Annotated in this window: 8 protein-coding genes; 2 read left to right on the top strand and 6 right to left on the bottom strand. The window is 57.2% G+C overall.

The genetic code is table 11. The features are described from left to right. The first annotated feature begins 5 nt into the window (after nucleotides 1–5). Nucleotides 6–1,235: an EAL domain-containing response regulator gene (locus LG31_RS0105765; RefSeq protein ID WP_033113542.1), complete on the top strand. Its 1,230-nt coding sequence runs from the start codon at nucleotides 6–8 to the stop codon at nucleotides 1,233–1,235. A gap of 42 nt (nucleotides 1,236–1,277) precedes the next feature. Further along, on the top strand, nucleotides 1,278–2,942 hold the full coding sequence (locus LG31_RS0105760; RefSeq protein WP_338010663.1) for a methyl-accepting chemotaxis protein: 1,665 nt from the start codon (nucleotides 1,278–1,280) through the stop codon (nucleotides 2,940–2,942). 237 nt (nucleotides 2,943–3,179) lie between these two features. Here the strand turns inward: LG31_RS0105760 and LG31_RS0105755 are convergent, their stop codons facing one another. The 6 genes from LG31_RS0105755 to prc form a co-directional block, all read right to left on the bottom strand. Then, a complete protein-coding gene (locus LG31_RS0105755; protein ID WP_033113540.1) occupies nucleotides 3,180–3,716 on the bottom strand; it encodes a cell division protein ZapC in 537 nt (178 codons plus the stop codon). Between the two features lie 90 nt (nucleotides 3,717–3,806). Continuing rightward, nucleotides 3,807–4,817: a quinone-dependent dihydroorotate dehydrogenase gene (gene pyrD, locus LG31_RS0105750; protein ID WP_033113539.1), complete on the bottom strand. Its 1,011-nt coding sequence runs from the start codon at nucleotides 4,815–4,817 to the stop codon at nucleotides 3,807–3,809. Nucleotides 4,818–4,894: 77 nt separating this feature from the next. Beyond that, the gene (locus LG31_RS0105745) at nucleotides 4,895–9,733 is read right to left on the bottom strand and encodes an NAD-glutamate dehydrogenase (RefSeq protein WP_033113538.1); all 4,839 of its coding nucleotides are present in this window, start codon (nucleotides 9,731–9,733) and stop codon (nucleotides 4,895–4,897) included. 278 nt (nucleotides 9,734–10,011) lie between these two features. After that, nucleotides 10,012–10,233, bottom strand: a complete 222-nt coding sequence (locus LG31_RS0105740) for a DUF2835 domain-containing protein (RefSeq protein ID WP_033113537.1) — start codon at nucleotides 10,231–10,233, stop codon at nucleotides 10,012–10,014. 92 nt (nucleotides 10,234–10,325) lie between these two features. Further along, nucleotides 10,326–12,950, bottom strand: a complete 2,625-nt coding sequence (pepN, locus tag LG31_RS0105735; protein WP_033113536.1) for an aminopeptidase N — start codon at nucleotides 12,948–12,950, stop codon at nucleotides 10,326–10,328. 152 nt (nucleotides 12,951–13,102) lie between these two features. Next, on the bottom strand, nucleotides 13,103–15,118 hold the full coding sequence (prc, locus tag LG31_RS0105730; RefSeq protein WP_033113535.1) for a carboxy terminal-processing peptidase: 2,016 nt from the start codon (nucleotides 15,116–15,118) through the stop codon (nucleotides 13,103–13,105). Nucleotides 15,119–15,120: the final 2 nt, after the last annotated feature.

Here is a 15,120-nt window from a genome sequence, read left to right as displayed (position 1 = left end):
CCACCATGTCCCTAGAACAATGGCAGGGCCGCAGCGCCCTGGTGGTCGATGACTCCCGTACCCAGCAGTATGAGGTGACCTGTCTGCTGCAAGAGCTGGGCTTTGGCCAGATCCATCTGGCCAGCGATGGCCAGGATGCCCTCAACAAGCTGCAGCAACTGGAGCATGTTGATCTGCTGCTGACCGATCTCAACATGCCGGGAATGGATGGGGTCGAGCTCATCAGCCAGCTGGAGAAGCACACCGGCTATCAGATGTTTGTCGCCGTGATGAGCGCCGTGGATCGGGATGTGCTGGATGTTATCCACTCCATCGCCGATGCCGGCACGCTGGAGGTGATCGGCGTGCTGGCCAAACCGCTCAGAGCCCAGGAGCTGCGCAACATGCTGCAGCACTGCGATCCGCGGATCCATCGGGAAAACAACAAATGGATGCAGCTCACCTTCACCAGCGACGATGTCCGCCATGCTCTGGAGCAAGGCCAGCTGGTTCCCTTTTTGCAGCCCAAGATCACCATGAGCGATGCCAGCCTCTATGGCTTCGAGGCGCTGGTACGCTGGCATCACCCCGAGCATGGCACCCTGCCCCCGGTCTGTTTCGTTCATCATCTGGAAGAGGGGCCGCTGGCGCTCGATTTTTTCTACGCCTTCCTGCAAGCCTCCTGCGAGGCGCTCAACAAGCTCACTCTGCAGGCCGGCCAGCTCAGCTGCTCCATCAACCTGCCGGTCTCGCTGCTGACCACCGACAAGCTGGTGGAAACCATGGTGGAGATCGTGCAGGCCCATCGCCTGCCCTGTCAGGCCATCATCATCGAAGTCACCGAAACCACCTTCATGTCCAACCTCGCCGTATCACTCGGTACCCTCGCCCGCCTGCGGCTGCGTGGCTTCGGTGTGGCAATGGACGATTACGGTACCGGCTACTCCTCGATGAAGCAGTTATCCCGCTGCCCGTTTACCGAAATCAAGATAGACAAGGAGTTTGTTCACGATGCTCATACCAGCCCCAAGAAGCTGGCCATCCTCACCTCCGCCATTGTGATGAGCCAGAAACTGGGGCTCAAAACGGTCGCAGAGGGGGTTGAGAGCGAAGAGGATTGGCATCAACTGGCCTTGTTGGGGTGTGATTTGGCCCAGGGCTATTACATCAGTCGCCCGCTGCCGGTTGAACAGATTGCACACTGGTTCGGCGAGTGGCAGGCAAAAAACGCTATTTATCCGCAAGACCAACCCTGATTGGGAAAATAACGTAAATTTAAGGTGTCGTGTAATTTCGGCATGGAATGCAAATACATCAGCATGAGGCTCTATATGATAAATCTGATCCGTCTTGTATCGATTAAAGTGCGACTGATGCTCGCATTTCTGTTTGTCAACCTGATCCTGATCGGGGTGGGTGTATATGGCAAACAAAATACCTCGACCGTCAACGACATGTTGAATGACATGTATCTCAACATGCTGGTCCCGATCAAGGATCTTGCCAACGCCAATATGCAGGCCATTTATCATAATCGCTCGCTGTTTGATTATGTGATTGAGCCGACCAAACCGGGCATGGATGCCATCGCCAGTAAAATGGATGGCTACGAACAGAAGATGAACGAACTGCTCAACAAATATCGTGCGACCGAGCTGACCGAGCCGGAAAAAGCGGCGCTGGCCGATTTTGATCGCGCCTGGCCCCTTTATAAAGAGGCGGCCAAAAAAGCGATGGCAGCCAGCTACACCAATGATAACGACACTGCGGTCAAATTGATGAAGAGTGAGGCGGCTGCGACCTTTCAGGTCGCCGATGACCTGCTCAGCAAGCTGGTGGATATCAACCAGGGGCTGGCTAAGAAAGCCTATGACGATAGCGACGTGATAGTCGCCGATATCTCCACTGCAACCTACACCATCATCACAATATCAGTCGCCCTTTCGGTCGTGCTTGGCTGGCTGCTTAGTCAGAGCATCAACCTGCCGCTTGGCAACATCATGGAAGAATTGAAACAATTGGCCGCCGGTTATCTCACTGGCAGTGATAATCGTGACGGGCAAGACGAGATCACCCAGATGCAGCTCTCCATGGGTAACGCCCGCCGCAGCCTGCGCAACATCGTATCCACCATGCAGCATGCCGCCGAAGGGCTTAGCGCCAGCTCCTCCCAGCTGGTTGCCGCAGCTCAGCAAGTCAACACCAGCTCCCAACAACAGTCGCTGGCGACCGCCAACACGGCTGCATCGGTAGAAGAGCTGACTACCTCGGTCTCCCAGCTCTCCTCCTTTGCCAATCAGGCCAACAGCGTGGTAATGGAGTCCGGTGAAATCGCTCACGCCGGTGAGGAGCAGGTCAAACGGGCGTCGCAGGAGGTGGTACGCGTTACCAACGCGGTCAACGAATCTGCCAAGCAGGTGCAGGGATTGTTTGATGACATCACTCGCATCAGCCAGATCTCGGTGATGATCCAGGGGGTAGCCGATCAGACCAACCTGCTGGCGCTCAACGCGGCTATCGAGGCCGCCCGGGCTGGCGACATGGGCCGCGGCTTTGCGGTCGTTGCCGATGAGGTACGTACTCTGGCAGCCCGCACCACGCAAGCCACCCAGGAGATCAACGAGATGCTCCAGTCAATCCAGCAGGGGGCAACCGGCGCGGTCAAGGGGATGAACGCCTGCTCCGACAGCATGGGCACGGTACGCGAGACTACCGACAACTCCAGCCACACCATGGCGCAGGTCGATCAGAGCTCCCGCAAGGTAGTGGGTCTTATTCAGGAGATCAGCTCCATGCTGCATGAGCAAGCGGCTGCCAGCCAGCTGATCGCCCAGTCGGTCGAGGAGATCACCCAGATGTCGCTGGAAAACGTCTCGGCCGCCGAGAGCGTCAACCACGATGCCTCCCAGCTGACCGACATCATCAAACAGCTCGACGAGGGGATCCGCTTCTTCAAGGTGTAAAACGGACTCAAAACAGGATCAGATGCAAAGTGGCGGGCAATCCCGCCACTTTTTTATTTCAACTTCACGTTGGGCAACTCTCTGTTTCGATTCCCAAGCACGCAATCAAACCATTCGCTAAACAACGGCGGCATCACTCTCTGGGAAAACTGAAATATAAGCAAATAACGGGGTAACGATGTGAGGAAATAGATGCAGATAAATGGAACTGAGAATGGCGGCGACAGGGCGCCGCCTTCAGCTGACCTGACGATATTGCTCGGTCAGGACAATACGAGGGGTCATCCGGTTATTCATCACCTTGATAACGCCAAAACGGGGCAAGGTTTTGCTGGTTGTCAGTACAAAATCCTGAGTCAGGTTCATGCAGACACTTGCCTGGTCACCCGCTTCAATGACCATAAACTCCCCTCTGCCGTGGGGCGTATTCATCCAGACCAGATCGCCATTTTGTGGCGATATAACAGGGTGCTGTTCACCAAAAAACCAGCTTTGTGGCATCAGGGGTTTATAAAAACGGCTCACTGCGATGGCATTAAGCACCAGCTGAACCTGATGAGGAATACTCCACGCCAGTTCTGCCGCTTTATCCATCAATTGATAATAGAGCGCCGCATCATCAACACAAAAAGGCTGGGTGGTAAATGAACTGGGTACCAATTGCCGCCCTTTATATTCGGTGGCAAATAGCATGTTATCAGACAGGTCCAACATCAGACGGTCATTCTTGGCATCATAGTGCCATTGCCAGCTATCGGTCGGTTGGATAAGCATGCGGGAGCCCTTACTTGATAATTACCAGTTGACTTTATTCCATATGCAGGAAATCAGCAACGTCAAATAAAGGGCTCCCCCATCTATTTCTTAAATATTGGTCACAATCTCTTTGACCAGACCCGGCCCTTTATAAATAAAACCGCTATAAATTTGTACCAGACTGGCTCCGGCAGCCAATTTTTCCCGCGCCGCCATGGCACTATCGATACCACCGACCCCGATAATTGGCAGAGCCCCATCAAGTGCTTTGGCCAGATGACGGATCACCTCGGTGCTCTTGTGCTGCAGCGGACGACCACTCAGGCCACCCGCTTCACCGGCATGAGGCATGTCGTAAATCATCTCGCGCTCTAGAGTGGTATTGGTGGCGATGACACCATCAATGCCATTGCGAACCAGCGAAGCGGCAACCTGATCTATTTCTTCGAAGCTCAAATCCGGCGCAATTTTTACCGCCAGCGGCACATATTTTTTATATTGGGCGGCCAGTTCTTGTTGCCGGGTTTTCAGCGCGGCGAGCAATTCATCGAGCGCCTCGCCATATTGCAGCGAACGCAAACCCGGGGTATTGGGAGAAGAGATATTGACCGCGATATAACCGGCATGGTCATACACCTTGTCCATGCAGAAGAGGTAATCATCCTTGCCCTGCTCGATGGGGGTATCTTTGTTTTTGCCGATATTGATGCCAATTACGCCCTGATATTTGGCCTCTTTGACCCGCGCCACCAGATGATCAACCCCCTTGTTGTTGAATCCCATCCGGTTGATGATCCCCTCTGCCGGAATAACCCGGAACAGGCGCGGCTTGTCATTGCCGCTTTGCGGTCTGGGGGTAACGGTACCTACCTCGATAAAGCCAAATCCCATGGCTCCCAATGCATCAATACACTCCCCATCTTTATCCAGACCGGCCGCCAATCCCACCGGATTGGCAAAAGAAAGCCCCATGACAGTGACGGGGCGTTTCGGCAAATTCTGGCGGAAGAAACAATCGAGTGGCGTACCGAGAAGGCGGGGCAAATATTTCATGGAGAGATCGTGAGCCTGTTCCGGATTGAGTTTGAACAGGAAATGCCTGGCGATGGGGTACAACATCTTTGCTCCTTAAAGAAAGCCCCGGCAACTGGCCGGGGCTTTGGGTGTAATGTCGGTGTCATGCCTTAATCTGGCAATTAAAGTGCCCGACAATTCAACTGGAGCAGGTTCAACTCTCGCAAGGCCACCGAGAACTTGGCGAACTCGTGAGTGCTGGTGGTCTTGAAGTCGGCCAACATATGGGTCCAACGGGACAAGAGTTGTTCATGCTCCGAAATCCAGTCGGCCAGTATGGTAGCGCATTCTCCCTGATCTTTGCACCCTTCCAGTACCACAGAAGTGAGACTGCGCTGCTGCCAGTCCAGATCTTCACGGAAGGAGGCCCGCGCCATCGCCTGCCAGTGGTTGCCAACCGGCTGATGGTTGATCTGGTCGAGGAACCAGTGCAGATCCAGCTTGGCGCCAAGGCGGTAGTAGACGTTGGCGACACGCAAGATGTCGGTCTTGTGCTCCGCGGCAATCTGCGCCAGATCCAGAGTGGAGAAGAGGCTGCTCATATGGGCGACCTGACGGGCGATGGCCTCCGGCACCTGTTTCTCCACCAGCTTCTGCACTGCCAGCTTGTGCTCGGCCACTTCGCTCTCATCCATGACCTCATAGAGGTGCTGACTCAGGGTTTCGAAGGCCGGACGAAAGAAGGCGATGTTCTCGCTGATGCTCCAGCTGCGGTTGCGGGCGCGCAGGAACCAGCGGGTGGCGCGGCGCACAATGCGGCGGCTGTAGAACATCAGCTCGAGCTGGGTCTCTGCCCCCACCAGGTTGTCGCACCCTTCGATGTCGCGCCACAGCCGGTTCATGCCAAACACCTCGCGGGCCATGGCAAAGCAGCAGGCCACTTCGGCGACCGAGGCTCCGGTCTCGTCCTTCATCCGGCTGGCGAAGTTGAGCCCCATGTCGTTGACCAGCATGTTGGCTACCCGGGTCGCAATGATCTCGCCACGCAGCGGATGCTGAGCCAGCGCCGCACCGAACTGCTGCTGCAATTTGGGCGGGAAGCTGGTGACCAGCATGTTGGCAAGGAACGGCTCATCGGTCACTTCCGGGCAGTTGAGCTGCTCTTTCAGTACCATCTTGCCGTACGCCACCAGCACCGCCAGCTCGGGTCGGGTCAGTCCCTGCCCCGCCGCCATCCGCTCGGAGAGCTCCTCATCGGAGGGCAGGAACTCCAGTGCACGATCGAGCTTGCCTTCCCGCTCCAGCCCCTGAATAAAGCGCTGCTGCTCTTTGAGTTGTTCAGAACCGCGGAAACTGGTGACCGAGATGGACTGGGACTGGCGATAGGCGTTGGTGATGACAATCTGCGCCACATCGTCGGTCATCTCGTAGAGCATCTGGTTGCGCTGCTTGAGGGTCATATCCCCGGCTGCCACCAACTGGTTCAGCAGGATCTTGATGTTTACCTCGTTATCGGAGCAGTCCACTCCACCCACATTGTCGGTAAAATCGGTATTGATGCGACCGCCCTGACTGGCGTACTCCACCCGGCCAAGCTGGGTAAAGCCGAGGTTACCGCCCTCACCCACGATGCGGGCACGCAGATCGCGGCCATTGACCCGCAGAGCATCGTTGCTGCGATCACCGACCTCGGCATCGCTCTCACGGGCGCTCTTCACGTAGGTGCCGATGCCGCCGTTCCACAGCAGGTCGACATTGAGGCAGAGCAGCGCCTTTATCAGCTCGTTCGGCGCCATGCTGGCCTTGTCGGTACCGAGCAGGGTCTGCATCTCGGGAGTGAGCTTGATGGACTTGGCCGAGCGCAGGAAGATGCCGCCCCCTGCCGAGATCAGGCTCTTGTCGTAGTCATCCCAGGTCGAGGCCGGCAGCTCGAACAGACGCTTGCGCTCGACAAAGCTCTTGGCCGAATACGGGTTGGGGTCGACGAAGATGTGCATGTGGTTGAAGGCGCCCACCAGTCGGGTGTGCTCGGAGAGCAGCATGCCGTTGCCAAACACGTCGCCCGCCATGTCGCCGATCCCGACGCAGGTAAAATCGGTGGTCTGGCAGTTGATACCCAGCTCGCGGAAGTGGCGCTTGACCGACTCCCAGGCGCCACGGGCGGTGATACCCATCTTCTTGTGGTCATAACCGACCGAACCACCGGAGGCGAATGCATCGCCCAGCCAGTGGCCATACTCCAGGCTGATTTCGTTGGCGATATCGGAGAAGGTGGCCGTCCCCTTGTCGGCGGCCACCACCAGGTAGTAGTCATCCTCGTCGTGGCGCACTACATCCTTGGGCGGGATCACTTCGCCTGAGATGATGTTGTCGGTCACATCGAGCAGACCGCGGATAAACAGGCGATAGCAGGCCTTGCCCTCTTCCTGGATCACGGCTCTGGGCGCTCCCGCTGGCATCTGCTTGCAATAGAAGCCACCCTTGGCACCCACCGGCACGATGACGGTGTTCTTCACCTGCTGGGCTTTGACCAGACCCAGTACCTCGGTACGGAAGTCCTCCTTGCGATCGGACCAACGCAGACCGCCACGGGCTACCTTGCCCCAGCGCAGGTGTACCCCTTCCACTCGGGGCGAGTAGACAAAAATCTCGAACTTGGGCAGCGGCAGCGGCATATCGGTGATGCTGGACGGCGCCAGCTTGAAGGAGATGTAGGGCTTGATGTTGCCCGCCTTGTCCTTCTGGTAGTAGTTGGTGCGCAGGGTGGCGTCGATCATCTCCACATAGCGGCGGATGATGCGGTCGTCATCGAGGTTGGCAACCTGATCCAGCTTGGCGGCAAGCTCCTCGTGCAGTCTGGCCTCGGTTTCCGCATTGCGGGTCATGGCCGGATTGAGACGCTGCTCGAAAAGCCCAAACAGCAGGCCGGCGATATCGGGATAGCGGGTCAAGGTCTCTTCGATATAGGACTGGCTGAAGGAGACGCCGGTCTGGCGCATGTATTTGGCATAGGCGCGCAGCACCGAGACCTGACGGCCAGTGAGGTTGGCCCCCAGCACCAGCCGGTTGAAGCCATCATCTTCCAGCTGCTTGTTCCAGATGGCCGCGAAGGCTTCCTGGAATCGCTGCTGGCTCTGCTCCAGATCGAACGGCTGATCGCTGTGCAGCAGCATGGAGAAGTCGAGGATCCAGAACAGTTCGCCCGCCGGAGTACGCACCTGATACGGGGTCTCGCCAATGACACGCAGCCCCATGTTCTCCAGCATCGGCAACACGTCGGAGAGGTGGATAGGTTCGGTGCGGTGGAACAGCTTGAGGCGTACCCGGCGATCGTTCTCCTCTTCTTGAGCGCGGTAGAACAACATGCCGAGTGGCTCGGCTTCACTCAGATTGTCCAGCGCCATGATGTCGGCCACGGCAGAGCCCGGCAGCACATCTTCCTTGTAAGCGCGGGGGAAAGCGGTGCTGAAACGACGACGCAGTTCGTTGCCGCGCGCTTCGCCATAGTGGGAGAGCAGCACGGAGTCGAGTCTGTCATCCCAGCTGCGGGCCGCTTCAATCAGGTTGTTCTGTACTTCGTTCACATCCACATCCACGTTGTTGTTGTTAACCCGCACTATGTAGTGAGTCCGCGCCAGCACTCCCTCGGTGAAGTAGACGTTGAACTCCACCTCTTCGCTGCTGCCGAAATACTGTTGCAGGATCTGCTGGGTCTTGATCCGCAGCGCGGTGTTGTAGCGCTCCTTGGTGACGTAGACCATGCAGGAGAAGAAGCGGCCATAGACATCGCGGCGCACGAACAGGCGCAGCATGTCCCGCTCCTGCATCTCCAGCACGCCAAGGCCAGTAGCCAGCAGCTCCTCTTCACGGGCCTGGATCAGCTCGTCACGGGGATAGGTTTCCAGCACGTTCAGCAACGCCTTGTAGGCGTGGGAGCCCTTCTCATGGCCGGAGGAGGCCATGATGCGCTCGAGACGGTGGCTGATGAGCGGGATCTGGGTCGCACTGGTGTTGTAGATGGAGGAGGCATACAGACCGATAAAGCGATCTTCCCCCACTACCTTGCCGTGCTCGTCGAAGCGCTTGATGCCGATGTAATCCACATAAGCCGGGCGATGAACACGGGATTTGCTGTTGGATTTGGTGAGGATCAGCAGATCCTGACTCAGCGCTGCGTGACGGGCGCTGGCCGGCATATTGCCAAGACGCTGTCCCTCATCCTTGATGGAGTTTTTCATCAGACCGAGGCTGGAGTTCGCCTGCGGCAGGATCTCGTGATCCCCCTCCACCGCCTTGACGTCGTAGCGGCGATAGCCCATCAGGGTGAAGTTATGGGCCGCTACCCATTTGAGAAACGCGATGCAGGAGTTGACCTCCTCCTTGCTCACCGGATGGTTGCGCTTGGGCAGCTCATCGATAATTTCATTGAGCTTGGCCAGCATCGGCTGCCAGTCGCCGACCGCCAGAGCAACTTCGCCAGAAACAGATTTGAGCTCGGCTGCCAACGCTTCCATCTGCGCTTCGCTGGTAAGGTGATCGATTTCGATGAGGAAGGCGGTTTCGACCGATGTCTGCCCGTCGGTATTGTCGAGATCCAGAATGGCGCTGATCTTGCCCTCTGCGCCTCGGATCAGGTGCAGCGGCTGGTGCAGCATCATGTGGGCGGTGATATTGAGACGCTTGAGCGCCATCCGGATGGAGTCCACCAGGAAGGGGGAATCCTGCAGGATCACCTCGACGATAGTGTGGGGGGACTGCCAGCCATGGCGGGTCAGCTCGGGGTTGTAGACCCGGATATAGGGTTCGGTGCCGCTACGCTGATTGAGGGCATTCCAGAGGCTAAGCGCCGCGCCGTAGAGATCGCTGTCGTTGCGATCATGCATGTCGGAGCTCGCCATGTTGCCGTAAAACTTGGCCACGAAGCATTCGACCAGAGAGGCACTCTTCTTGGGCAGTTTTTGATGGATCAGGCCGAGAACGTTTTCGAGCAGAACTGAGGTAGGGGCGTCTTTCAATGCCATTTTTATATTCCTTATCGGACGACATTAACCACCGACGCAGAGGCAACCACCCTGGTTACCCGCTGGTGCAGAGTTGTTGCGAAGTGTAATGGCTTGGATCAAGGAAGGCGAGAGAAGATGCTAACGGACTGTTAAAAACAAGGTGCAGATCACGGCTTAAACTGTGAGATATTTTGCCAACAGGCAAAAAAACAGAAATTCCCACTGCCTTTGTGCCACTTTTCCGGATAGATAGTGAGCATAATCAGATAATCAGTCGGTAAACAGTTCGTTTTTTGTTAACTTATGCGTTCGAGGCTGATAAAGCGATAATCGTCCTGCGTTTTGAGGCGAAAATAGCCATGTACCCCGTTGATAGCGACAAAAGGCCGGATTTTATCGATGCCAAGCTCGATGGTCAGCCCCTGTTCACTCCGCACCACCAGCCGTCTGGCGTGGCCCTGATACATCAACATCACCTCATCACTGCTCAGCGACAGCCGAAAGGTAAATTGCTTCACGTTTACTCCCGATAGTTGCCCTTTTTCCCCGCTGGCAAGCAGAGAGAGTCAAAAAACGGGGCAAAGGATTACACTCCCCTGCCCCGTCAATGTTACTGCTGCAGCGCCTTGCTCACTTTTTCGAACAGATCACGCGCCAGCCCCTCTAGGTTGGCCAGACGGGTCAGCTCGGCACGGATCAGCGCCTTGCGCCCCTCATCGAGCCGCTTGAACTGGATCAGCGGGGTGATGAGGCGGGAAGCCACCTGCGGGTTGACCTCGTTGAGCTCGATCAGCAGATCGGTCAGGAAGCGATAACCGCGACCATCGATGGCGTGGAACTGCACCTGGTTGTTCATGGCAAAGCTGCCGACCAGCGCACGCAGACGGTTCGGGTTGCGAATGCTGAAGGTCGGGTGAGCCATCGCCTGCTGTACCTCGCTCAGCACATCTTCCGCCGGCTTGCTGCCCACCAGACGCAGCCAGTTATCCAGCACCAGACCATCCTTGGCCCACTTGCCTTCGAAATCGGCCAGCAGCTCGGAGCGGCACGGCAACAGATAGCTGTTGGCCACCTGCAACGCCGCCAGAGTGTCGGTCATGTTGTCGGCGGCGGCATATTGCTGGCGCACCAGCAGGTCGGCACTGCCGGCATCGAGGGCCGCCAGATAGCCGAGCACCACGCTCTTGAGCGCGCGTTTGGCCATATCGGCATGCACCACCTGATAACCCGGCAGATGAAGGCTCTCGTAGGTCACCTGCAGCTGGGCGCCAAAGGCTTGCGCCAGCGAGGTGGTGATCTCGTTGCGCACCTGATGGATGGCATCGATATCCGCCACCTCAAACAGTTCAGCCAGGGTCGCCTCACCCGGCAGGGTCAGGATCTCCGCCTTGAGCGCCGGATCGAGTTCGGCATCTTCCAGAATGGCGATAAAGGCTGCCAGCAGGGTTTGGGAGAGCTCAACCCCCTGTCCGTGCTGCACCCGAGCCACCCCTTCGATAACTGCCTTGTTGATCAGCATCTGCGCCGCATCCCAGCGGGCAAATTCGTTGCGGGCATGGCGCATCAGGAAGGCCAGCGCCTCATCGCTGTAGTCAAAATGCAGTTTGACCGGCGCGGAGAAGTCCCGCAGCAGGGAGGGTACCGGTTTGACCGGCATCTGATCGAACACGAAAGTCTGCTCTGCTTCCAGCACGTCGAGCACGTTGCCGATAGCCTTGCCCTGATACTGCAGGGCAATAACAGCACCCTGCTCGTCATAGAGTTCGATATCGAGCGGAATGTGCAGCGGCAGCTTTTGCGGTTGATCCTGAGTCGGCGGGGTGTGCTGGCTCACGTGCAGACGGTAAACGCCGCTGGCGGCATCGTACTCGTCGGTCACAGTGAGTTCCGGGGTGCCGGACTGGCTGTACCAGCGGCGGAAACGGCCGAGATCGACCCCGGACGCATCCTCCATCGCCTGCACGAAATCATCACAGGTGGCCGCCGAGCCATCGTGACGCTCGAAGTAGAGGCGCATACCCGCCTGGAAGGCGGTCTCACCCAGCAGGGTGTGCATCATGCGGATCACTTCCGACCCTTTCTCATAGACGGTCAGGGTGTAGAAGTTGTTCATCTCGATCACCACATCCGGACGGATGGGGTGCGCCATAGGGCCCGCGTCTTCGGCAAACTGCGGCCCGCGCATGGTGCGCACGTTGTCGATGCGGTTGACGCCACGAGAACCCAGATCGGAGGAGAACTCCTGATCCCGGAACACCGTCAACCCCTCTTTCAGGCTGAGCTGGAACCAGTCACGGCAGGTAACGCGATTGCCGGTCCAGTTATGGAAATATTCGTGACCGATCACCCGTTCGATATCGTTGTAGTCGTTGTCGGTAGCGGTCGCCGGGTTGGCCAGTACGAAACGGGAGTTGAAGATATTCAGCCCCTTGTTCTCCATGGCGCCCATGTTGAAGAAGTCCACCGCCACGATCATGTAGATGTCGAGATCATACTCGAGGCCAAAGCGCTGCTCGTCCCAGCGCATGGAGTTGATGAGGCTCTCCATGGCGAAACCGGCGCGATCCAGATTGCCTTTGTCGACGAAGATCTCGAGAGCCACCTTGCGACCGCTCTTGGTGACATAGTGGTTGCGTTCCACATCGAAATCACCGGCCACCAGGGCAAACAGGTAGCTGGGCTTGGGGAATGGATCCTGCCACTGCACGAAATGGCGGCCGTCGCCCAGATCGCCGCTATCTACCTTGTTGCCGTTGGAGAGCAGGAAGGGATATTTGGCTTTGTCGGCGGTGATGCGGGTGCTGTAGCGCGCCAGAATATCGGGGCGATCCAGATAGTAGGTAATGCGGCGAAACCCTTCCGCTTCACACTGGGTACAGTAGGCATCACCCGATTTGTAGAGTCCTTCCAGCGCGGTGTTGGCGGCCGGATCCAGCAGGGTGACGATGGTCAGCACGCATTCAGCGGGCAGATTGAAGATGGTCAGGGTGCTCTCGCCCTGCTCGTAGTGTTCGCAGGGGATGCCATCGATGGCGATGCTCTCTAGCGTCAGCTGCTCACCATCCAGCACCAGCGGCGCATTGTGCTCACCGTTGCGGCGGATGCGGGTAATGGCGGTAACCCGGGTCTGTGGCTCCTGCAGCTGGAAATCGAGGTCGATGGTGTCGATCCAGTAGAGCGGTGCCTGATAGTCCTGACGATATTTGGCCGTCATGGCCTGGGAGTGATCGTTCATTATTGTCTGCTTCCACGCTTGTTAAAGGCGAGAAAGAGGCTGTCACAACCAACTGGCAGGGTCAAACAATTTGCATTCAGTCATAGACGCCAAACAAACCAAACAAAAAGAAAGGGCGACCGGAGTCGCCCTTGCTCGTTATCTCAGTCAGATCAGCTGCGTTTGCCGGTTTTGGCCAGATCTGCCGTAATATTGGCCGCTTCGACCAGATATTCGTCAGGGGCCTCAAAATCGGCAGGCAGTTCATCCAGGCTCTTCACCGGCGGCTTGCCAAGGCGAGCCAGTCGCTCATTGGTACGCTTGAGCGCCTTCTCATCCTGCTTGGCCTGCTCTGCCAGACGTACCGCTTCATTGAGGGAGACTGACTTCTTGTCCTTCTCCTCCTTGTAGTCAGCAATGTCCTGCATCACGTAGGCAAACTCAGGATCCTTGGCGATGCGCGCATCGTGGGCCGACTTCAGCTTGGGCAGCAGGCTGGCAAAGTTGCCGAGCTTGTCATACTTGGCCGAAGCGATCTTGTCCCAAGGCAGTGCATTGAACTCGCGGCTCTCACCCGTCTCTTCCGGTGCAACCGGTGTCGGGAAGCTGATATCCGGTGCAACCCCCTTGTTCTGGGTACTGCCACCGTTGATCCGGTAGAACTTGGCGATAGTGTACTGCACGTGACCCAGCGGCTGCTCGTAGAAGTCGTAGACCTTGGCGAGGCTGCGATGCTGCTGCACCGTCCCCTTGCCGAACGAGTTTTCACCGAGGATCAGAGCCCGGCCGTAATCCTGCATGGCTGCAGCGAAGATCTCGGACGCCGAAGCGCTGTAGCGATCGATCAGCACAGTCATGGGGCCGCCGTAATAGACGTTGCCATCATCGTCACCATTGACCGTGATACGCCCCATGTGATCACGGATCTGAACCACCGGGCCACTGCCGAAGAAGAGGCCGCTCAGGGCAGACGCCTCGGTCAGGGCACCACCACCGTTACCGCGCAAATCGATGATCAGGCCGTCGATCTTCTGCTTGTTGAGGGTAGAGAGCTCCTTGATCACATCATCATGCAGATTGACGTAGAAGCTCGGAATCTCGATGACACCGATCTTCTTGCCTTCAGCCGTGATCACCTTCGACTTGGCAGCGCGATCTTCGAGGCGCACCTTGTCGCGAGTCAGGTCAATCAGCTCGGTCTTGGCGGTTGCCCCCTTGCCACGCTGGATCTCCAGCTTGACCTTGCTCCCCTTGGGCCCCTTGATGAGCTCGACCACGTCATCAAGACGCCAGCCGATCACATCGACAATCTTGCCATCGTCCTGCCCTACCCCAGTGATCTTGTCATCGGGCTTGAGGCGGTTGGACTTGGCAGCCGGGCCGCCGGGAACCAGCGAGCGAATGACGGTGAAATCATCCTCTGCCTGCAACACGGCACCAATCCCCTCGAGCGAGAGGTTCATCTCGGTATTGAAACGATCGGCACTGCGCGGAGAGAGATAACTGGTGTGCGGTTCGATGGCACGAGCGAAGGAGTTCATGAAGAGCTGGAACACATCCTCGCTCTCGGTCTGGGACATCCGCTTGATGGCGTTGTTGTAACGCTTGCCAAGCAGCTCCTTGATCTCGGGCCACTCCTTGCCGCTGAGCTTGAGGCTCAGGGCATCGAACTTGACCCGCTGACGCCACAACTCATTGAGTTCGGCCTCATCTTTTGGCCAAGCCGCCCCTTCCCGATCAAACACATAGTTGTCGTTCTGGGTGAAATCAAAAGGAGTATCGAGCAGTTTGAGGGCGTATTCGTACCGCTCATAACGTCGCTGCTGACTCAGGTTGAACATCTCGTAGGCGGGCGCCAGACGGCCTCTTTCAAGGTCGGTGTCAAAACCGTTACGGTACTTTTCAAAACGGCTGATATCAGAGGCCAAAAACAGATTGCGGCTGTAATCCAGGTTCTCCAGATACTTGTCGAAGATCACGGAGGAGAAGGCATCATCCAGCTTGAACTGTTTGTAGTGCGAGCGGGTAAACAGATTGGTAATTCGCTTGCTGGCCGTAGCATGTTGGCTCTCTTGAGCCAACACAGGCAAATCACTCTCCTTGAGCACCGGCTCGATGGCCTGTGCAAGCCCGACAAACGCCAGGCTACAGGCAACGAGGGAAAAACGAATTACGCCATGCTTCAACATTT

This window comes from Aeromonas lacus (assembly GCF_000764665.1).
Classification (GTDB): domain Bacteria; phylum Pseudomonadota; class Gammaproteobacteria; order Enterobacterales; family Aeromonadaceae; genus Aeromonas; species Aeromonas lacus.
The sequence above is the reverse complement of the archived record's forward strand: the minus strand, read 5'-3'. Positions and strand labels throughout refer to the sequence as shown.